At 62.0% G+C, this 20,811-nt stretch carries 17 protein-coding genes and 1 riboswitch; of the genes, 4 read left to right on the top strand and 13 right to left on the bottom strand.

All coding sequences use genetic code 11. The features are described 5' to 3' along the window. Positions 1 to 254: 254 nt before the first annotated feature. The gene (locus DBV08_RS12585) at positions 255 to 1,853 is read left to right on the top strand and encodes an ABC transporter substrate-binding protein (RefSeq protein WP_124567628.1); all 1,599 of its coding nucleotides are present in this window, start codon (positions 255 to 257) and stop codon (positions 1,851 to 1,853) included. Positions 1,854 to 1,913: 60 nt separating this feature from the next. Here DBV08_RS12585 and DBV08_RS12580 read toward each other — a convergent pair whose 3' ends face one another. Together DBV08_RS12580 and DBV08_RS12575 are read right to left on the bottom strand one after the other, a co-directional pair. Further along, on the bottom strand, positions 1,914 to 2,600 hold the full coding sequence (locus DBV08_RS12580) for a phosphatase PAP2 family protein (protein WP_166809291.1): 687 nt from the start codon (positions 2,598 to 2,600) through the stop codon (positions 1,914 to 1,916). 330 nt (positions 2,601 to 2,930) lie between these two features. Beyond that, on the bottom strand, positions 2,931 to 5,045 hold the full coding sequence (locus tag DBV08_RS12575) for an ABC transporter permease (protein ID WP_185564599.1): 2,115 nt from the start codon (positions 5,043 to 5,045) through the stop codon (positions 2,931 to 2,933). A 236-nt stretch (positions 5,046 to 5,281) separates the two neighbouring features. On the opposite strand from DBV08_RS12575, the gene DBV08_RS12570 reads away from it, so the two are divergent. Next, entirely contained in the window at positions 5,282 to 5,938 is a 657-nt protein-coding gene (locus DBV08_RS12570) for a TetR/AcrR family transcriptional regulator (RefSeq protein ID WP_095968762.1), read from the top strand. A 37-nt stretch (positions 5,939 to 5,975) separates the two neighbouring features. Here the strand turns inward: DBV08_RS12570 and DBV08_RS12565 are convergent, their stop codons facing one another. From DBV08_RS12565 to DBV08_RS12525, 9 genes are all read right to left on the bottom strand, one after another. Next, positions 5,976 to 7,043: a quercetin 2,3-dioxygenase gene (locus tag DBV08_RS12565; protein WP_124567626.1), complete on the bottom strand. Its 1,068-nt coding sequence runs from the start codon at positions 7,041 to 7,043 to the stop codon at positions 5,976 to 5,978. Next, a complete protein-coding gene (locus DBV08_RS12560) occupies positions 7,040 to 7,984 on the bottom strand; it encodes an alpha/beta hydrolase (RefSeq protein ID WP_124567625.1) in 945 nt (314 codons plus the stop codon). Before DBV08_RS12560 ends, DBV08_RS12565 begins: the two co-directional genes overlap by 4 nt. A gap of 218 nt (positions 7,985 to 8,202) precedes the next feature. After that, positions 8,203 to 10,467, bottom strand: a complete 2,265-nt coding sequence (metE, locus tag DBV08_RS12555) for a 5-methyltetrahydropteroyltriglutamate--homocysteine S-methyltransferase (RefSeq protein WP_124567624.1) — start codon at positions 10,465 to 10,467, stop codon at positions 8,203 to 8,205. A 158-nt stretch (positions 10,468 to 10,625) separates the two neighbouring features. After that, positions 10,626 to 10,827: riboswitch (cobalamin riboswitch) on the bottom strand. Positions 10,828 to 10,932: 105 nt separating this feature from the next. After that, entirely contained in the window at positions 10,933 to 11,370 is a 438-nt protein-coding gene (locus DBV08_RS12550; RefSeq protein WP_124567623.1) for a helix-turn-helix domain-containing protein, read from the bottom strand. 220 nt (positions 11,371 to 11,590) lie between these two features. Continuing rightward, positions 11,591 to 12,220, bottom strand: a complete 630-nt coding sequence (locus DBV08_RS12545) for a response regulator transcription factor (RefSeq protein WP_095968766.1) — start codon at positions 12,218 to 12,220, stop codon at positions 11,591 to 11,593. Beyond that, positions 12,217 to 13,341 carry a sensor histidine kinase gene (locus DBV08_RS12540; protein ID WP_124567622.1) on the bottom strand — a complete coding sequence of 375 codons (1,125 nt, stop codon included), beginning with the start codon at positions 13,339 to 13,341 and terminating at the stop codon, positions 12,217 to 12,219. The genes DBV08_RS12545 and DBV08_RS12540 overlap by 4 nt, the downstream gene beginning before the upstream one ends. Continuing rightward, the gene (locus DBV08_RS12535) at positions 13,342 to 14,136 is read right to left on the bottom strand and encodes an ABC transporter permease (protein ID WP_124567621.1); all 795 of its coding nucleotides are present in this window, start codon (positions 14,134 to 14,136) and stop codon (positions 13,342 to 13,344) included. Further along, a complete protein-coding gene (locus tag DBV08_RS12530; protein ID WP_124567620.1) occupies positions 14,136 to 15,092 on the bottom strand; it encodes an ABC transporter ATP-binding protein in 957 nt (318 codons plus the stop codon). Before DBV08_RS12530 ends, DBV08_RS12535 begins: the two co-directional genes overlap by 1 nt. A gap of 45 nt (positions 15,093 to 15,137) precedes the next feature. Then, complete coding sequence (locus DBV08_RS12525; protein WP_124567619.1) at positions 15,138 to 16,085, bottom strand: DMT family transporter; 948 nt, start codon at positions 16,083 to 16,085, stop codon at positions 15,138 to 15,140. Between the two features lie 67 nt (positions 16,086 to 16,152). Here DBV08_RS12525 and DBV08_RS12520 point away from each other — a divergent pair, with 67 nt between their 5' ends. After that, complete coding sequence (locus tag DBV08_RS12520) at positions 16,153 to 16,698, top strand: CGNR zinc finger domain-containing protein (RefSeq protein ID WP_095968771.1); 546 nt, start codon at positions 16,153 to 16,155, stop codon at positions 16,696 to 16,698. A 113-nt stretch (positions 16,699 to 16,811) separates the two neighbouring features. Then, entirely contained in the window at positions 16,812 to 18,110 is a 1,299-nt protein-coding gene (locus DBV08_RS12515; protein ID WP_124567618.1) for an NtaA/DmoA family FMN-dependent monooxygenase, read from the top strand. Here DBV08_RS12515 and DBV08_RS12510 read toward each other — a convergent pair. Next, positions 18,107 to 19,072 carry a proline dehydrogenase family protein gene (locus tag DBV08_RS12510; protein ID WP_124567617.1) on the bottom strand — a complete coding sequence of 322 codons (966 nt, stop codon included), beginning with the start codon at positions 19,070 to 19,072 and terminating at the stop codon, positions 18,107 to 18,109. The two genes, DBV08_RS12515 and DBV08_RS12510, sit on opposite strands and share 4 nt — an antisense overlap. Continuing rightward, positions 19,072 to 20,733: an L-glutamate gamma-semialdehyde dehydrogenase gene (gene pruA, locus DBV08_RS12505; protein ID WP_124567616.1), complete on the bottom strand. Its 1,662-nt coding sequence runs from the start codon at positions 20,731 to 20,733 to the stop codon at positions 19,072 to 19,074. The genes DBV08_RS12510 and pruA overlap by 1 nt, the downstream gene beginning before the upstream one ends. Positions 20,734 to 20,811: the final 78 nt, after the last annotated feature.

Below are 20,811 nucleotides of genomic sequence, written 5' to 3'. Positions count from 1 at the left end.
CGACAGCCCTGAGCCGTCGTGGCGCAAGTGGCGACGAGTTTCCTCTGGGTGCGGCGCATGTCGAGATGTCGGCGGATCCGATTCAGAAGGTTCTAGAATTCGTGTCTTGTTTCTGTCGCCCCAGATTCGAATTGTCGCTTCAGCTTTACGAAAACAAGGACGCAGGATTGGTCCTTACCTAGAATTCACTTACAAATCTGTCGGGTGTCGGTTTCAAGGATCGACGCGTCCGTGAACTGTGAAAGTGAGTCACAATGAAGCGCTCGTGCCGAGCTCGCGCTCGAATCTGGATGGTTGTCCTGGCGTCGGCGACACTGGTGGTGACCGGGTGCGCGGGTAGCAGCCAAGGTACGACGACGGATGCATCGGACGTGACAGTCGGAGTTGTCGGTGACCAGAACGACGGGGGAGAGCCACGCTCGGGTGGCACGGTGTCGTTTGCCACGTACAACGGGATCAGCAGTCTCGATCCGGCTGACCGTCAGGACGGCGGCGCTACCGGTGGTAGCGAAATGGCAGCCATATACGACCTTCTGATGCGATTCGATACCGCGGCGGGCGAATATGTTCCGCACTTGGCACAGTCCTTGTCGGCCAATGACGACAACACGGTGTGGACATTGAAGTTGCGTGACGGTGTCACCTTCAGTGACGGCACGCCGATGGACAGCGCTGCAGTCGTGTGGAGCATCGATCACTATCTGCAGAAGAAGGGTACTCACGCGCTGGTGTGGAAGACCGCTGTGCGTGAGATGAATTCATCGGATCCGAGTACGGTTGTCTTCACATTGGCTCAGCCGTGGGACGAGTTCCCGATCATGTTCACCACCGGTCCCGGCATGATCGTCGCACCCTCGTCGATGGCTACCGGTACGTTCACCCCGGTCGGAGCGGGTCCGTTCACAGTCGAGAAGTTCGCTTCCCAGGACGAATTGGTGCTCACGGCCCGTCCGACGTACTGGGACGGTGCGCCGTACCTCGAGAAGTTGCGCTTTCCCGCAATCGTCAACGAAAAGAGCAAACTCGAGGGCTTGCACACCGACGGAATTCAGGTTGCTTATTTGAAGTCACCCGATTTCATTCACGAGGCTTTCGAAGCCGGCGATCCCGGATTCGTGTACTCGGCCAGCATGGCCGGAGTGCTGGCAATCAATCAGCGCGACGATCGGGCAGCGAAAGACGAGCGTGTGCGTAAGGCGATTGTCGCTGCGGTGGACCCGACTACGTTCAACGAGCGAGTTCAAGGCGGCTTCGGTGAACCCGGCACCGACATGTTCGCGTCGTGGTCGCAGTGGCACGGTTCGGTGGCCGGAAACGGCTTCGATCCCGAGGCCGCGAAGAAGTATCTGGCCGAGGCGAAGGCCGACGGCTACGACGGAAAACTGACATACGTCGGAATGAACGATCCGGCGACGCAACGCAGCGCGCTGACGTTTCAGTCGCTCTTGCAGGCAGTGGGTTTCACGGTCGACATCACCTACGCGACCAGCATCAACGATTTGATTTCCATGCTGTATGCAAAACACGACTACGACGTGTCCTACTTCGCGTTCAACGTGCTGGAAGAGTCACCCTTCGTGCGCATGTACGGCAATCTGTTCAGCGAATCTCCGTCGAACATCCTCGGCTACAAGAACGCTCGGATGGACGAGTTGCTCGGCAAGCTGCAAACAGCGTCGGGCGAGGATGAACGGCGAGCCGTCATCGACGATATTCAGACAGTGGTCAACGAGACGGCGCCGATGGCCGTGGTCAACTCCGGCAAGGTCTTCATCCCGTGGCGCGAGAACGTCCACGGAGTGACCCCGAGTGCGGACGGGATTCTGCTCTTCGGCAATACGTGGTTGAGCTGACCACTGTTCCCCTTCTGTTGTCGCTGTGAACAGCACTGTGTGACAGCAAATTCAGTGGCGTCATCTCCCTCCCGTGGTATCGGCTCTGTTGCGACGAGGAAAGGTGGAAGTCAGGAAAGCCATCGCTATGACCATGATGAGGGTCGCGACCAATCCGTCCAACCAATAGTGATTTGCGGTGGCGATCACCACAAATGTAGTCACAACCGGGTGGGCGAGAACGGCCCAACGCCATCGAGACCGTATTGCCAGGAACAGTGCGATGGACAGCAACAGCGCCCATCCAATGTGCAGCGACGGCATCGCGGCGAACTGGTTCGAGAGGGTATCTGTGTCTGGAGGTCCGTAGACCGATTGCCCGTATCGGGTGGCGAGGTCGACGAAACCGAGATCGGGCAGCATTCGCGGGGGTGCAAGCGGGACCAGCACGTGGATCACAACCGCCGTTGCGGTCAAGGCAGCCATGACATTTCGGACCCATGTGTAGTACTGCGCGCGATATACCCACAACCACAGCAGTGTGGCAATTGCAAAAGGGAAATGCACGCTCGCGTAGTATCCGTTCGCAAATCTCGCGAGGGTATCGGAATGCGTGAGGAAGGCATTCAGTGACGCTTCGTTCGGTAAATGCATTCCGCGCTCGAAGTCCACGAGAGCGTGGGCGTTGGAGAATGCTCGTGATTCCTGGCCGGCGGCAAAGATCCGTCCGGCGCGATAGCCCAGGTAGAGCACCGTAATCAGCGCCAACTGTGTTGTCGCTTCTCGTCCGCGCCCTCGAACTTGCTCCTGCAGAGATCGAAACCACAAGGGTCCCAGCAGTTGTCGAGGAGTAGATATTCCGGTAACACCCATTACCCGCCCTCACATCCAGGCGAAGTCACCGAAGGCCACTTCGACGGCTCGGCTGCCTGCGATCGTTGCAGCATTTGTTCCGCGGCATTCGCTGGTGGTCCGATCTTTTGTTTCTCGCTCCTGTCGAGGACCTGGTCGGAGCGCGCAGTCCAGATCCCCGACAGTCGCAGCGTTCTTGCTCGCGCTATCAGTCGTGAATCCCTGTCCTTCAGGGAGTTCTGGCTCTCACGCCGTGGCGAATTCGGAATCCGACGGACGTTCCGTTGCCTCTGCGGGGCGAGCCTTGTCGGCGCGAGCTTTGTCGATGAGCAACACGCACAGCAGGGAGATGGCTCCCCAGATTCCGAAGGTCATCAGCTGACTACCGACCGTGTCCGCACCGAAGTACAGGATCGATCGGACGGACTCCACAGCTGCGGGCATCGGCAGTACGTCGTGTAGGACGCGGAAGATCCCGGGTTCCATGTAGATCGACATCGCGGCACCCGAAGCCGGTATTCCGAGAAACATGAGAACTCCGACGGCCGGGATGACTGCGAGGAGTCCGAGTAGTCGAACCAGCACGGTGGTGAACAACGCGGTACTGAAGATCGCGATGATGCCGGTGCCGAAAAGCTGCCAGAAGTGACCGTCGATCGTGCCGACGAGGGGACCGGCGATCAGCCAGATCACGGCCGACATGAACACCGACCATCCTGCGAGAACGGGAACAAGCGTCCGCAATTTCATCACTGCCGGCGCTGCGCTGCTGCCGACGACGATGATCATGAAGCCGGACATGATCCAGCCCATCGCCAAGTACATGCTGACCGTGCCGCTGGAATCCGAGTCGGCGAGCGGTGCGAGATCTTCTGTCGTCATTTGTACGTGCTGGCCGGCAGAAACCTGTTTGAAGACCGATTGCACTGCTTGCTGTTGGCTCGTTCCGGCGGCTTGACTGGTGATCAGTGTCGCGGTGGGCGACTCTGCCGAAGGTAGGACGTAGGCGGCGGTGACTGTGCGGTCCTGAACGAGGCTGCGGGCTTCGTCCACTGATCCGACTGCCTGCAGATCGAACAGTCCGCCCAAGTTCTGTTCGAGGCCGGCGACAGCTTGTTCTGCCTGTTCCGTGGTGGCCGCGACCACCGAGACCGGCATGTCCCGGGGAGCAGGCTGGTACATCGAACCGAGCATGACCGAAAGCATGAGCGTGACCATGGCGAAGGGGAAGAACGCCAAGGTGGCGTAGCGAACCTTGTTGCTGGCGGGTCGCGGCCGTGCGGTCAGCGATGCCATCGAGATCTCGGGAGTACCAGCCTCGGGATTGCGGCGTCGTTTCAGCGCGTCGACGCCCAGTGTTGCGAGTAGTGCAATCGCTGCGCCGAGGGCCAGGACCAGCAGATGGGAGCCGAGTCCGTCGCCGCCGAAGTAGAGCACCGAGCGCAGGGCCTCGCCGGCGGCTGCGGTAGGCAGGAAGCTGTGCAACGTTGCGTAGATCGACGGCATCGTGAACACCGACATGCCCATGTTGGATGCCGGGACGCCGAGCACCATCACGAACAACATGCCGACCAGCACTGCCAACGGGCCGAATATCCGGGTGAGGAGCAACTGCACGGAACCGACAGCGAATACGGCGAGCCACGAGATCCCGAGGATTGCTGCTGTATGCCCCTCGACCGCGCCGAGGATCGGACCCGCGACCAACCACACCAGTGCTGCGATCAGCGCTGACCATCCGGCGAGAAGTGGTACGACTCGGCGGAATCGCAACAGCTCGGGCGAGTTGGACAGCGTAATACTCAGGGGCATGTAACCGGCAAGCATCAGAGCGGTGGCCATGAACATCGCGGCCAAGCCCGCAGGGTCGTGGGCCGGCAGTGGTGCGAGATCTTCGACGGTCAGATCGCCGCCTTGCGCAAGGACCTGGGGAGCGAGCAGTCCGGTGACCGTGGAAACCTGAGCAGCTCCGGCCGCACTTGCGGTGTACACCGTCGCGTTGGGGTCCGTAGCGTGCAGCGATACGACGCCGGACACCTCGCGGTCGAGGAGGAGTTGGCGGGCCTCCTCGTCAGTGGCGACGATCCGGACGTCCACGGCCGACGGATCGGACGCTTCGAGTGCTGCCGCAAATTGTTCGGCCTGCTGTGTCTGTCCGGCAACTGCGACAGGCATGTTGTTCGGGGCAGGTGCGTGCATCGCAACCAAGTAGCCGGTGATCATCATTCCGACCATCAAGAAGGGCAGCAAGATCATCGCCATGTACCGGCCGATCTGCTCCTTTCGGGCGCGAGCGGCGGCTTCGGCCACGGCGTTCCCCTCTGGCGGACTTTCGGCATCGGGAGAAGCAGTGGTGGGCATTGTGGAACTCCTCGAACTCTGGGCAGGTGTTGCTCGATCCAGTCGCGACAGGCAGGGCGGATCCACGGTTGGGTCGATGGGACACGCCCACGTCGTCCAACAGAATTACGCGTCCTGTCTTAAATAAAGTTACGCCGCATGTCTTAAAATTCAAACAGGCAGGGTAGTGATGTCTGCCCTATCGGTGAGAAGGCGTATCGAACGACCCCGGCAGACGAAGTCGACGAGGAGTAGGCATGGGACAACATGGTGACCGGGTGAAGAAAGCCTTGCTGGACGCAGCTGAGGAGCTCTTTGCCAGGGAAGGGGTTGATGCAGTCTCCAACCGGCACATCGCCGAGCGCACTGGTAGTGCCAATCACTCCGCTGTGACCTATCACTTCGGCGGACGTGACGAGCTCATTCGGGCGTTGATCGAGCGTCATACCGACGACACCCGTCGCCGACGCCGTGAACTCGCCGATCTACTCGGCGAAGACCCGGATCTCCGAGATCTGTTGGGCTGCCTCATACTCCCGTGGACCGACCAACTGGCGTCCTTGCCTCGTCCGAGCTGGCGTGCACGGCTCGTACAACAACTGAAGGCGGCGCCGTCGGGCATCGAACTCATTGCCATGCTGTCGGATCCGCTGGTCGACGAAGTGTTTCAGCGGGCGATGGGTCTCCTCTCGGATATTCCTGCGCCCGTGCTCGTCGGTCGATCTTGGATCATGGGACGAATGGTCACCGACGTCTGCGCCGAATACGAGGCACGCCTCGAGCAGGACACCATCGAGCCCAACTGGACCGGGTTGGCCTACTTCCTCATCGATGCTTGCGCGGGGATGCTCAGAGCGCCGGTGACCACCGTCGGCGACTTTCTCAGCTCTCGTTCGGCAGGCACGCTCTCTTAGTTCAGGGAATGGTCATCGGAGGTGAGCGCACATCGCTTCATCCGCCGGGAGTTGGGGGCGGCCCGACGACCTCCAGGTCCAGTTCGGCACGAGCGCGCCCGAATCCTTCACCAGGGAAGGTCATGTCGCCTCCTTCGACGTGGATGTGAGCCTCGGTCGGGCGGTTCATGTATTCGAAGAACTTCTCGAACACACCGGTGGTCAGCAGTCCGAGCATCTGGGTGCTGTGGCCGGCGAACGAGAAACTGTGCACGGTGCCTGCAGGTGCGTGAAGGAAGTCGCCTTTGGTCAGAAGGATTTCCTTACCGTTCGCGTGCAACAGAATCCGGCCCTCGAGGCAGAAGAAGTTCTCGGTGTGCTGACGGTGGAAATGCAACGGAATGTATGGACTCTTGCCGCCGCTGGTGTGCATCGCGAAGTACGTCGAATCCGTGTTTCGGGAGCGTGCGAGATAAGTGTTGAGTTGGTCCATGCTCGCCCATCGGTCACCTTCGCCGGCTCGCAGGACGTAGGCCGAATTGGACTGAGGCAAAATCGATCCCGACGACGAGGGAAGATCCTTCTTCTCCAGGTCGAGAACTCGAATTCCGTACTGCGCTGCAAGTTCGGACTGACGCGCGTCTGAAACATTCTGGTCAGCGCTGATGTCGAAGACGTGCGACTGCGTGGCGGTGCCCGATTCTGCGCCCCAACTGTGTCCGTCACCGACAGTGAGCCAACTCAGGAATCGCGTGCGATGCGCGAGCATGCGGTACGCGTACGGCGTGCCGGGTGGGATCGACACGGCGTCTCCCGCTACGAGGATGTTGGTTTCGCCCGGAAGCCAGACTTGGAGTCGACCGTCGGTGACGTACAGGAAACGGAATTCGTCGGAGTGCTGGACGAACGGCGTCTCGACACCTGCGCCGCCGTAGACGTAGGCGGCGCCGAACTGTCCACCGGTATCTTGCGGGCGGGCGATGACTGTGAGGAGTTGACCGCCTAGTTGGTATCGCTCGCCTTCACCGGCGGACAGGTGGTAAGGCACGCAACGCCCTGGTAGAGAATCCGATTCGGGAACGGTGGAGTGGACCTCGTCCAAACTCGGAATGTCGAATGTGGTCATGAGAGGGACGCACCTGCTTTCAGCGTTCGAGAGAAAAAGGCTTCGATAGTCGCGAACGACGCGCATGGGTGGCGTTCGACGAACCGTCTCCCGCGGTCGGTGGAGGCTCGGACTGTTGCGGACGCGGACGGATCACGCTCGAGGTGCCCCTGATCGAGACTGAGCCCAGGACCCAGCTCCAGCACGTTGCCAGGGTTGAAGAAGCCGTGGCCGAAACCGTCCACGAGATAAAGGATCACGTCGTTTCCGTAGGCGGCGAGCGAGTCGTACAGGCTGACGCTTTGGTGGTGTGGAACCATCGTGTCCTCGATCCCGTGCATGACCAGGAACGGGGGCGTGCCGCCCTTGGCTACGAGTGCCGGACTCGCGTCGCGTGCGGCGGCGAGGTTGTCTCGAATCGGTCCACCCAACAGTGATGCCTCGGGCGATACTTGTTCGGCTTCGGAGATCGGCGACGAAAGATTCACCAGGGCAGGAAGATCTGCTGGGCCGTAACCGTCGACGACGGCCTGGACTGCTGAGCTGACGGATGAGGCCTCTTCGTGGTCCAGCCGAAGGGTCGAGGAATGGATGCCGGCAAGCGCCGCGAGGTGCCCTCCTGCCGACGATCCCCAGAGTCCAATTCGATCCGGATCCACGCGATGTTCGGCGGCATTGCTTCGCAGCCAGCGCACTGCGCGCCGAACGTCGAGCAATTGACCGGGGTGAACGATGTCCGGTGCCAACCGGTAGTCGATGCTGACCATCACGTATCCCTCGGCAGCGAAATGCTTCGCGAGGTCTGGGCAGGCCGTGCGGTCTTGTAGCCGCCATCCACCGCCGTGGATCCACACGATCGCAGGCAACGGCTGCGGTGGGTCCTTCGGACGGACTATGTCGAGGTGTAAGCCAGGGGCGTACTCGACCGTGGAATGGCGGACATCGGTCGAAACCGTGTCCACGTGGGTGAACTCCTTCGACGTGAACCCGGGCCTGGGTCGTCGCTTTCGCGGTTGTAAGGCCTCTCCTTAGGTCACTGTCTAGTAAGGCAAGGTAGCAGGAAAGGGAGAGATCCGGAAGCCTACGTTTCGATGCTTCGAGACCGATCGGCCATACGGCATGACCCCCTGTGTGCCTTTCCGATAGTGCCACCACCAGAAAGGCGCACAGGGGCTTGCCCCTAAAGCTCCGCTCGTACCACCTTCGCGGCTTCGACGAGGTTACGCAGCGACGCTTCGACCTCGATCGGCCCCCGTGTCTTCAATCCGCAGTCCGGATTGACCCACAATCGTTCGACCGGAACAGCTTTGAGTGCTTCGCGTAGCGACTCCGCGATCTCGTCGACGCTCGGCACGCGTGGCGAGTGGATGTCGTAGACACCCGGACCGACGCCGAGGTCGAACCCGACCGAACTGAGATCGTCGAGCACCTCCATGTGTGATCGCGCAGCCTCGATGGACGTGACGTCCGCGTCGAGACCGGCGATGGCACCGATCACCGCTCCGAACTCGGAGTAGCACAGGTGGGTGTGGATGGCGGTGGAATCCGCGACGCCCGAGGTGGCCAGCCGGAAGGCGCCGACCGACCAGTCCAGGTAGGCGGGCTGCTCCGCAGCACGCAGTGGAAGTAGCTCACGCAGTGCCGGTTCGTCGACCTGAATGATTCCGATACCGGCGGCCTGCAGATCGACCGTCTCGTCTCGAATGGCCAGTGCGACTTGATTTGCCGAGTCGGCGAGCGGTTGGTCGTCGCGGACGAACGACCAGGCCAGAATGGTGACGGGCCCGGTGAGCATGCCCTTGACCGGCTTGTCTGTCAGCGACTGTGCGTACGTGATCCAGTCGACGGTCATCTGTTTCGGACGTGAGACGTCGCCGTACAGAATCGGCGGACGCACGCAGCGGGTACCGTACGACTGGACCCATCCGTTGGCGGTGGCGAAGAACCCGTCCAACTGCTCCGCGAAGTACTGCACCATGTCGTTGCGTTCCGGTTCGCCGTGAACGAGTACATCGAGGTCCAATTTTTCCTGGAGTGCAACAACTTCGGCGATCTCGGCGCGCATGCGGTCGACGTACTCGGCTTCGTCGATCTCGCCCTTGCGCAGCGCCGCGCGAGCGATACGGATCTTCGACGTTTGTGGGTACGAGCCGATAGTCGTCGTGGGCAGCGGTGGCAGAGACAGCAACTCGTCCTGGGCAGCGCGGCGCTCGGCGGCGGGCGCGCGACCGGTCGCCGAGCTCAGTACGGCGTCCAGCCGGCCTCGAATGCTCGCGTCATTGAGTCTGCGATCGTCCTTGCGGGTCGACGCGGCAGCTCGTGCCAGCGCGAACTCGTCCTCCACCGACTCTCGTCCCTGCGTGAGAGCGGTTGCGAGAGTGACCACTTCCTTGACCTTCTCGGTGCCGAACGCGAGCCACGAGCGCAGGGCCTTGTCGACATCGGCTTCTGCGTCGAGAGAGTACGGAACGTGCAGCAGGGAGCACGATGTGGAGACGGCAAGAGTATCCACGCTGCCCAACAGAGCACCCAACGTGCTCAGTGCCGAATCCAGATCCGACCGCCAGATGTTTCGTCCGTCGACCACACCGGCGACGACCAGTTTGCGGGCGAGTTCGGGGACGGAGCCGATCGAATCCTGACCGGCCACGAGATCGACGGCAAATCCTTCGACACCGGTGGACGCGAGTGCGGGCAGCGCGTCACGCAGCGAGCCGAAGTACGACGCCAACAGGATCGACGGCCGCTCGGTCAGTGCCGAAAGCTGTTCGTACGCAGCGCGTGCCGCTTCGATTTCCTCGTCGGTGCGATCACCTACGAGAGCCGGTTCGTCGAGTTGAATCCACTCCGCGCCGGCCTTCGCGAGCCGACCGAGTAGATCCGCGTAGAGGGGGAGCAGTTCGTCAAGCCGCGAGAGCAGAGGCTCGTCAGTGCCGACAGGCTTCGAAAGCAACAGGAAGGTGACCGGTCCGATGACGACCGGGCGGGCTGCAATGCCGTCGGAAAGTGCTTCTGCGAGTTCGGACAAGACCTTGGACGGGTCGAGTGCGAACGTGGTGGACGGCGAGATCTCCGGCACCAGGTAGTGGTAATTGGTGTCGAACCACTTCGTCATTTCGAGCGGCGCGATGGTGTCCGTCCCACGGGCAGCTGCAAAGTAGCGGTCCAACGGATCGGCGACCGATGCGACGCGATCGGGAAGTGCGCCGAGAAGAACTGCGGTGTCGAGCATTTGATCGTAGAAGGAGAAGGTGTTGACCGGGATCGAGTCGAGGCCCAGGTCACGGAGGTCGGCCAAGCCCTGCCGACGGAGGTCACGGGCGACGCTCTGCAAGGCGTCGGCGTCGATGCGCCCCGCCCAGTAGCTTTCGGTTGCCCGCTTGAGTTCTCGATGAGGACCGATGCGCGGTGAGCCCAGCACGGTCGAAGTGAATGTCGTTGTCACGGAGTTTCTCCAGATTGCCAATGCACTGATGGCCACTGCCGGCAGACGGGTACACCTCACAAGACCCCGAGCTGCGGCGGGCAGCACTGCCCGAACCACGCACGAGGTCCGATGGAGATCTACACGCCCATTCCACGAGGCGGTGGACCGTCGGGCACGGCGTGCCCGACACAGTCGGCAGGTCTTCGGACTCGCGGGCACTCGATCGAGTTGGATCGAACCTACTGGCCGTCGCTTCCCAGGCGGATGCCCAGTGCACATGAACGGCGGTCGTTCCTGCTTACCGCTGCGGGACAGTCCCGGATTTTCACCGGGTTCCCTCTCACTCCGTCAGCTTGCGCTGACGGGGCTTCGACGCCGGGAACGGTCTTCGGGGCTCCTCATGACCGTGCCGGGCGAACCAGCTGCATCGATCAGCATAAGGCCAACCCTCCCTGCGCAGTCAAGGAGAGTCGGCGAAGGGCGCTACGCGCGTGACATGTAGGAATTCGAGTCCGGTGGTACGCGCGGAAGATTCTCGGAGGAACGTAGATTCTCCGCCATTTCCACAAGCAGATCCTGCGAAGACGGTGAGAGATCGACGACCCGAGCAGTGAGGTTTCGCAGGCGCACGTTGTGCAGCTGTTCGAGAAGTGAGAGGTCTGCCTCGCCACCGGAGATGGTCGGTGGAGTGTGGTCGGACGGGGCGTAGAAGTAGTCCGGATGGACGTTGAAGAAGTGGGCGAGGGCAGCGACCACTTCGGGTGACGGGTTGGTTCGGACGCCGGTGCGTAGTTGCGACAGGTACGGCGTCGAGATGCGGCAACCGAACTCGGTCATGCCGCGAACGACCATCGCGTTGGTGACGTGAAAGTCGGCAGTCTCGAACAGCGAGTTCAAGCGATCGTTGAACTGGTTCGACATGAGACGTCCCTTCCCCCGTTACGCACAGGCTCCGTCGATTCAATTAACTGCATCATAGCCAGTTATCGAACGATTAGCTGTTTTGGATTCCCACGAAGGGGGCCGTTTGCAGGGAAAATCCCTAGGGTAGAAGGTCCCTACTTTGAGTGATCTGGACAATTCGTCGTCAAGAATCGAAGGGCGGACTATTTGCCGGCGGAGCGGATTCCGGCATCGCGGATCAGAGCCAGCCGTTCGACTCGGCAATTCTCACGGCTTCGGCGCGGGTCGTGGCACCCGTCTTACCCATTGCGGACGACAGGTGATTTCGAACTGTCCCTGCGGACAAGAACAGCGCCCCTGCGATGGCCGCCACGGGTGCGCCGTCGTGAGCAGCGCGCAGTACTTGGGTCTCACGCTCCGTCAGGGGCGACTCGCCGCTGACGAGGCTGTCAGCCGCAAGGGTGGGATCGACGACGCGCAGTCCGGCATGAACACGCCTGACCGCGTCGGCAAGCTGCCTGGCGGGTGTGTCCTTGACGACGAACCCGCCGGCCCCGGCGTGCAGGGCTTTGCGAAGAAATCCGGGACGTCCGAACGTGGTGACGATCAGAACCCGGGTCTCGGGTGCTGCCTCGCGAAGGGCCGCCGTCGCGGCGATTCCGTCCATGCCGGGCATCTCGACGTCCAGAAGCGCGACATCCGGGCGGTGTTCGAGAACAGCGGCCACAACCTCGTCGCCGCGGCCGACCTCGGCCACCACGGACAGATCGGATTCCAGATCGAGTAGCGCGGCCAAAGCTCCTCGCACGAGCGCCTGGTCGTCCGCCAAGAGCAGCCGTATGGTTGCTCGATCGCCCTGGTTGCTCACACTTTCTCCTGTTCGACGACCTGAAGTGCAAACCCTTGCGGTTCGGGATGAGTGATGATCACTCGTGCGCCCGACGCGCCGGCCCGCTCACGCAATCCGATCAGACCGTTGCCGGAAGACGTCGACCCGGCCCCTCGTCCGTCGTCGACGACAGATGCGCTTCTTTCGTCGACCGTGATCCGACAGTGTGTTGCTCCGCTGTGCCGAACCACGTTGGTGACACCCTCACGGATCGTCCATGCGAAGAGTTCTCGGAGGCGAGTGGGGACCATGTCGGTACTGCTCGGCACGTCGTCCTCGATACCTGCCGCACGCAATGCCTCTCGCGCACGGGCTATCTCGACGGGAAGTGAAATTCCACGAAATCCTTCGACGGCCGAGCGCACGTCCGCAAGCGCGTCTCGAGAGAGTCTTTCGAGATCGTCGAGTTCGCTGCGCGCACGTTCTATATCGACGTCCAGTAGGCGGTTGGCCAGTTCGGCTTTGATCGTGATGACGGTCAGCGAGTGCCCGAGGATGTCGTGCAGATCGCGCGCCATCCTCGTTCGCTCTTCCATGATTGCCCGCTGCTCCTGCTCTTCGCGTTCATGGAGCATGGCGAAGTTGCGGCTGATCAGGGACATGATGCCCCAGGTCGCGAATGCGGCCGCGCAGACTCCGAGGGAGAGCCCGGAGTAATTACCCCACCCAGACGAGAGGCTGACTATCTCCACGGAGGCTGCAAACACCAAGGCGAGAATGCCGCCCGCGACGGTCGGTAGCAGCGTCACCGCTGTCACCGCGAGATACGGTGCGGCTGCCAAACCCGTCGGCCCGACGCTGACGATCATCACGGCGGCCAACACGGTCAGAGCGGCCAGAGCCAGTGCAGCTTCGCGAATTTTCGGCCGAGTCATTGTCATTCGGCGCCGCTGTTGAGTTGTGGCGAACGTGTACAGGTAGAGCGCACTGAAGGTGATCGTCGCGAGAATCCCTGTCCAGCCGCGCACTTCGTCGCGCAGATTCCATCCCTCGATCAGCGGTCCGCCGAGAAATACCATCCAGACCGCCGCGAAGAGAACACCGAAACGATTCCGCCGCGGTAGCGCGACGGAATCGTTTCGGTCAGTCGTTTGCGACAACTACACACGCTCCGTATCTCGTTGGAACCGCCAGATCGCTCCGCCGGCGAAGATGGCGAACCACACCAGGATATTGACGATCCAGGTCCAGTGAATGCTATTGCCGGTCAACGGTGCGTGGGCGAGGGCATTGATGCCGAACATCGGCGTGAACTGTGCGATGGTCGCCCACACGGAACCGTCGGTGAGAGGTACGAAGAGTCCGCCGCCGAAGGCGAGCAAGGCCAGTCCAGGGCCGAGCAACTGCATGACGTTCTCACTGGGGAGCAGATACCCCATGAACAGGCCGAAGGCCGCGAAGATCGGCGACCCCAGCCAGGCGATCAATGCTGTTGTGAACCAGAGCGATCCGTCCATCTGCGCAGACGTGAACGCGCCGACGGCGTAGACGACAAGGATCGAGACGAGACCGAGCAGCATCGCCATGATCAGTTTGACGGCGATGTAGGCGACCGGCGTCAGTGGAGTCAGGCGCAGTTGCCGGCTCCATCCCGACGCTCGTTCGATCGAGACCATCGCTCCGCCACTCGTAGTGGCCAGCATCGCGCCGTACAGGGCCATGCTGATCATGATGTACGCGGCGACATTGCCGTGCCCGATCCCGTGGTCGTCGTCGCCTTGACCGAGCCCGAAGACGAGGAAGAAGACGACCGGCATGACGAGTGTGAAGATCATCGTGCGCCGATTGCGGGTCAGACGACGAAATTCCAGTCGCAACAAGGTCGTGTTGAATCCGCCCAGTGGTACGACGGTTCGCTCGGCTCCGTAGGTGTTCGCTTCGATTGCAGTGGTCATCACTTCTGTCCTTCGGAGTTGTTCGACGTGAGTGCGATGAATGCGTCTTCGAGGCCACGCGAGACGATTTCGAGATCGCGAGCCTGCGTGTTGGTCAGCAGGAACCGTGCAACGGCATCGGTGTCGCCCGAGTGCACGAGCAATGACTCACCACGCACCTCGACGGCGTCCGAGTTCGGTATGGCTCGGAGCAGTTCGTCGGTGATACCGGGGACTCGTGCGCGCAGGGTGCGCCCGGACGCCATCGCCTTGACCTCGGCGGTGGTTCCGTCGGCGACGACTGTGCCCTGCCGGACCAGGATGATGCGGTCGGCGTAGACATCGGCCTCTTCGAGGTAGTGCGTCGCAAAAAGCACAGTGCGACCGTGATCTGCGTCGGCGCGGATGGCGGACCAAAAGTCCCGACGCCCTTCGACGTCCATACCGGTGGTCGGCTCGTCGAGAATGAGCAATTGGGGGTTCGACAGCAACGCCATCGCAAACCGCAGGCGCTGTTGTTGTCCGCCTGAGCATTTGCTGACGAGGCGATCGGAGATGTCGAGGATTCCGGCTCGCCCCAGCACTTCGTCGACCGGACGGGATTGGGCGTACAGGCTGGCGGTCAGCTGCACGGTCTCGGCCACCGTCAGTTCTTTGAGCAGCCCGCCGGTCTGCATGACTGCAGACACGAGTCCGCGGGCGATCGCCGATCGGGGTGACATTCCGAAGACACTCACGTCGCCCGACGTCGGTCGGGACAGTCCGAGGATCATGTCGATGGTTGTCGTCTTGCCTGCGCCGTTCGGGGCGAGAAACGCGACGATCTCGCCGGGGCGGATGCTCAGGTCGATGCCCTTGACGGCGAGGACGGTTCCGAAACTCTTGCGAAGTCCGGTCAACCGGACGGCGTCGTGTGCCGATCCTTCAGTGAGTGTGTGCGGTGCCTGTGGTGAATGCCGTGCCTGTGCTGAGGTCATACATAGAATCTGCTCGCTTCGAGGACATGAGCCCTCGTCCGTCCGTCATTCTTCTGCCATGACATTTGTCATCGGGTCGGCCGGTATCTGTTTCGGTGCACTCTGGCCGAGCCGGGCGAGGACCAACCCCGCGATGATTGCTGCGCCACCCACGGCTTGGAGTGTGGTGACGGATTCCCTGACCAGGATCCACGCGGCGACGACCGCGCACAGCACTTCGGTCAGTGCTACCAGAGATCCTATGGTCGGTCCCAGCAGCGTGATCGCGGCGATGCCGGTGAGGTAGGCGATGACAGTGCTGACCAGGACCAGGACCGCCACGGGCAGCCACACGCTCACCGAGTGTTCTGCCACGACTGCGTTCGAGGCCGAGAACTCGAGGGGGAGGATGCCGACGAGCCCGAGTGCGCCGATGACCAGTGCGCTGACCGTGAGCCCCGAAGCCGCGAGCACAACAGGCTGGAGATCGCCGTCCGCACGTTCGGAAATGACGAAATAGACTGCAAGGCATGCCGCTGCGGCCAGTCCCCACGCAACTCCGACGGCACTGATCTCTGCCGATCCGAAGACGTCGATCACCACTGCGGCGCCGATCAAGGCAACCGCCGCACCGAGAAGTGTCTGCACGCTCGGCCGCGCGCCTTTGGTGATCCACACCCATCCGATGACGATGATCGGTGCAAGGTACTCGAGGAGTAATGCGACTCCGACCGAAAGATGTTGCACAGCATTGAAGAAGCACAGTTGAACGCCGGAAATCGCGAACACTCCGTACAGCAGTACGGTTCGCGTGTGGGCGCCGACCTGTCGTAGGCGAGGCCATTGGGTGGCTACCGCGATCACCATCATCACCAGTGCGCCGCCGGCCACGCGCGCGAACACCGCGCCGCCGGGGGACCACCCTGATTCGATGAGAGATTTCGCGAACGGGCCCGAGACGCCGAACGTTGCCGCGGACAGCAGAGCGAAGATCAAACCGTTGCGAGAGTTCACGGGGCACCTGTCAGGAGTAAAAGCGATTATGATGCTGACATTAGGTTGACAAGGCTCAGGAGTCAAAGTGCATTTTGCTGGTGACACGGAATCGGCGCTCGTCTTCGCCGCGTCGTTGGTCAACACGGCTCGCGGTGGCGAGGAACTGTTGCCGGATTCAGAGGAACTGACCAGGTTCCTCGACGCCGATCGTTGGACCGGCCGGCGGGACGGCACTCTGGAGGAATTGGCGTCGGTTCGTGCACTGCGTCCACGACTGCGAAAGTTCTGGGAAGTCACGGGAGTGGACGACGCCGTCGAGGTGGTGAACTCACTGCTTCTCGAATCGGGTGCGAGGCCGCGGCTCACCAGGCACGATGATCTCGGCTGGCATCTGCACGTCACCGCTGACGATTCGCCCCTCGTGGACCGGATGGCTGCAGAAGCGGCAATGGGTGTGCTCGATCTGATCCGAACCGACGAATTCTCGAGGTTGCGATGGTGCGAGGCTCCCGACTGCGAAGCGGTATTCGTGGACTTGTCGCGCAATCGGTCGAAGCGATACTGCGACACCGGAAACTGTGGGAACAGGGCGCACGTCGCCGCCTATCGTGCCCGTAAATCCGGGGCGTGACCAAGCGGTGTTCGCAGGGATAGAACCAGGCTGAGCGAATACCTTGTCGGGAGCCAGGATCGGTCTAGCGTTGTGAATTCGGAACAGATTTCGCGAAGCTAGGAGGACGGTCGGTGGCCGATCGTAGGCGTCCGCTCAAGACGGTGACCGGTGTCAGCGGGGCGGTGAGCATCTACGACGCCGCGATCGACCCGTCGACTTCGACGGTCGCGTCCGCGATCGAAGTCGCAAAGACGGCCGAGGCGAACAAGATCGACGGACTGTTTGCCGCCGATCTCCTGAGCTTCGGTGCGCAGGGTGCGATCGGCGCGCAGGAGCCGTTGATCTTCCTTGCTGCGCTGAGTGCGGTCACCACTCATGTGGGGCTCATCGCGACAGTCACGACGACGTTTCATCACCCGTTCAACCTCGCACGGTTGTTCGGCACCCTGGACCACGTCAGCAATGGTCGAGCCGCATGGAATGCCGTCACTTCCTCACTCGGAGAAGAGAACTACAGCGACCTGGACCTGCCGAGCCCGGAGGAGCGCTACGCCCGAGCGGCCGAATCGCTCGAAGTCGTCAACGCGCTCTTCGACAGCTGGAAGCCCGGCGCCTTGATTCAAGGAGAGGGCTCTGCGGTGCTCGATCCGTCGAGGGTGGTCCCCATCGAGCACCGAGGTAAGTACTTCACCGTGCAGGGACCGTTGAACATACCCTCTCTGCCGCAGCGTCGCCCGGTCCAATTCCAGGCAGGCCAGTCTGCCGGAGGTATCGAACTGGGCGCTCGCTTCGCGGAGGTCGTATTCACCTCTCTCGCAACCTTCGAGGACGCGGTCACCTACACGAAGACGATCCGCGCCCGGGCGGCAGAGTTGGGGCGCGGAGACGAACTACCACTGATATTCAGCTCGTTCCACGCAACGTACGGCGCCACCGAAGCCGAAGTCGAACGATTGGTCAGAGAGGCCGAGGAATCAACGGACTTCGACGCCGGACGCACCAGGCTTGCCGACATGTTCGGCGGTGAAGTGGATTTCTCGGAATTGCCGCTCGACCGGCCGATCCCGGAGTCGTTGTTACCGGACCCGTCGTCGGTGAATCGACGACGGGGCCGGGTCGAGATCTTCGGCAAGCTCGCGTCACAGGGAAAGACGTTGCGTGAGTTGATCATCGCGTCCAAGGATACGGGCCACTGGGCAGCGGCAGGCACCCCGGAACAGCTCGCGGACGCAATCGAGGAACGATACGACGCAGGTGTCCTCGACGTCATCACGCTCGGTGACCTTGCGGATCCGCGTACACGCGATTTCGTCACGAACGGACTGCTGCCGGAACTGCGCAAGCGCGCAATCGTGGGATCCGACTACGTCGGAGGTACCTTCCGTGAGAACCTCGAATTGCCTCCGCTGCCAACAGTTTCCGGCGCCTAGTTGTTGGAGGCGAGTGAGCGCATGAAGAACATGAGGTTGGCCGGTCGTTCCGCGAGGCGACGCATGAAGTAGCCGTACCACTGGCTGCCGTAGGGAACGTAGACCCGCAGGTGATTGCCTTCGGCTACCAATCTGCGTTGTTCGCCGTCGCGGATGCCGTAGAGCATCTGGAATTCGAAGCTCTCGGTTGTCCGCTCGGTCAGTGAGGCGAGTTCGAGGGCGGCGTCGATCATCGTGGGATCGTGGGAGGCGACCATCGGGTATCCGTCGCCTTCCATCAAGACCTTCAGGCAACGCAGGTACGACGCATCGACTTCGGCGGGCTTTTGGAACGCGACGCCGGCCGGTTCCTGGTATGCGCCCTTGCACAGCCGGATTCGTGAACCTGGTCCGGAGAAGTGCCGGCAGTCGGCCTCGGTGCGGTGTAGATACGCCTGCAGGACCGTGCCGAGCGTCGGGAAGTCACGGCGCAACTCCTCGACGATGGACAGTGTCGAGTCGGTGGTGGTGTGATCCTCCGCGTCGACGGTGACCCATGCGCCCACTTCGTTTGCCGCTGTGACGATTCGGTGTGCATTCGCCAGGGCGATCTTCTCGCCGTCACCGGGAAGTGCCTGCCCTAACGCCGAGAGCTTGAGCGAAACCTCGAGGGAGCGGTGCGTCCCCGCCGCTTCGGAAAGCGTTGCGTACGAGCGGAGAAGGGAGAGATAGGCATCGACGGTAGCTGTTGCCTGAGCTGGATCGGTAGTGTCCTCGCCGAGGTAGTCGACCGTCGCGAACCGGCCACTGGTCAGGATGTCGCGTACGGCCGAGACCGCTGCGGGTTCCGCGTCCCCGGCGACGAACCTGTCTACCAGCTTGCGGGTCAAGGACATCCCGGAGACTGTCTTCTCCAGCCGCGACGAGCGTGCCGCCGCCAGCAGTACCGGCCGCAACGGGTTGCTCAGAGAGACGGTACTCATCAACGGTTCTCGCTCTCGGCTGGATCGACGTCCTGGTGTGGGTAACGATGATCGGTGGGAGGAACGAAGGTCTCCTTGACGGTACGCGTCGACGTCCAACGGAGCAGGTTCTGCGGTGAACCGGCCTTGTCGTTGGTGCCCGAAGCCCGCGCGCCCCCGAAGGGCTGTTGCCCGACAACCGCGCCCGTCGGTTTGTCGTTGACGTAGAAGTTTCCGGCGGCGAACCGCAGACCGTGGTGAGCTTGATCGACGGCCGCACGGTCGGTGGCGATCACGGCACCGGTCAGGGCGTAAGCGGATCCGCTGTCGACGCGAGCGAGGATGTCGGCGTAGGCATTCGGTGCGGAGTCGTCGTAGACGTGCAGGGAGAGTATAGGGCCGAAGTACTCGGTGCTGAAGGCCTCGTCACTGGGGTCGTCACCGAGCAGGACCGTCGGCGAGATGAAGAATCCTTCGCGGTCGTCGTAGTCGCCGCCTGCTGCGATGGTGAGGCTGCTGGTCGACTTGGCGCGGACGATCGCGGCGGCGTTTCGGTCGAACGAACGCTGGTCGATGACGGCGCCGCCGAAGTTCTGCAGGTCGGTGACGTCTCCGTACTTCAGCGACGACACAGTGTCGATGAACGTGTCGCCCATCTTGGCCCACACCGACTTCGGGATGAACGCGCGTGATGCGGCCGAACACTTCTGTCCCTGGTAGTCGAAGGCCCCGCGAATCAATGCCGTCGTGAGTACGTCCGGGTCTGCGGAACTGTGTGCGAGTACGAAGTCTTTGCCGCCGGTTTCGCCGACAAGACGTGGGTACGTCCGGTAGTTCGAGATGTTGGCTCCGACTTCACGCCACAAGCGCTGGAACGTTGCGGTCGATCCGGTGAAGTGGATGCCCGCCAGGCGGGGGTCGGCCAGCGCGACCTCGGACACCGTGGGGCCGTCGCCGAGAACAAGATTGATCACCCCGGGCGGAAGACCGGCGGCTTCGAGTAGTTGCATCGTCAGGTACGCCGCGACGGCCTGCGTCGGTGACGGCTTCCAGATCACGGTGTTGCCCATCAGGGCCGGTGCGGTGGGTAGATTTCCGGCGATGGCGGTGAAATTGAAGGGCGTGATCGCGTAGACGAAGCCTTCGAGTGGTCGATATTCGACGCGATTCCACACTCCCGGAGCGGAAACGGGTTGGTCGGCGAGTATCTGGCGAGCGAACGCTACGTTGAAACGCCAGAAGTCGACGAGTTCGCAGGGGGCGTCGATCTCGGCCTGATATGCGGTCTTCGACTGGCCGAGCATTGTTGCAGCGGCGATAGTTTCGCGCCACGGGCCGGAGAGAAGATCGGCGGCGCGGAGGAAGACCGCAGCGCGGTCGTCGAACGAGAGGTCGCGCCAGGCGGGGGCGGCGAGGGTTGCGGCGTCGATGGCATCACGAACGTCCGAGTGCGTTGCGCCCGCATACGATCCGATGACTGAACTGTGACGGTGTGGTTGAACGACGTTCTCCCGCTTGCCTTCCGCAGTTCGGTGGAAACCCCCGATGACCTGCCTGATGTCGGTCGGTGTTTCGGCCAGTTCGGTCAGTTTCGTACGTAGGCGTGATCGTTCCGGGCTTCCCGGTGCGTAATTGTTCACCGGTTCGTTGGCGGGGTGGGGGACATTGGTAACGGCGTCCATGACGATCCTTCGGCAGACTCAGGAGTGGGCAGTTGTCGTGTCGTGAATCAGTCAAGTCGAAAAACGTCGGCGAGTAAT

Source organism: Rhodococcus sp. KBW08 (genome assembly GCF_003852455.1).
GTDB lineage: Bacteria > Actinomycetota > Actinomycetes > Mycobacteriales > Mycobacteriaceae > Rhodococcus_F > Rhodococcus_F baikonurensis.
This window is presented reverse-complemented; position numbering and strand designations above follow the sequence as displayed.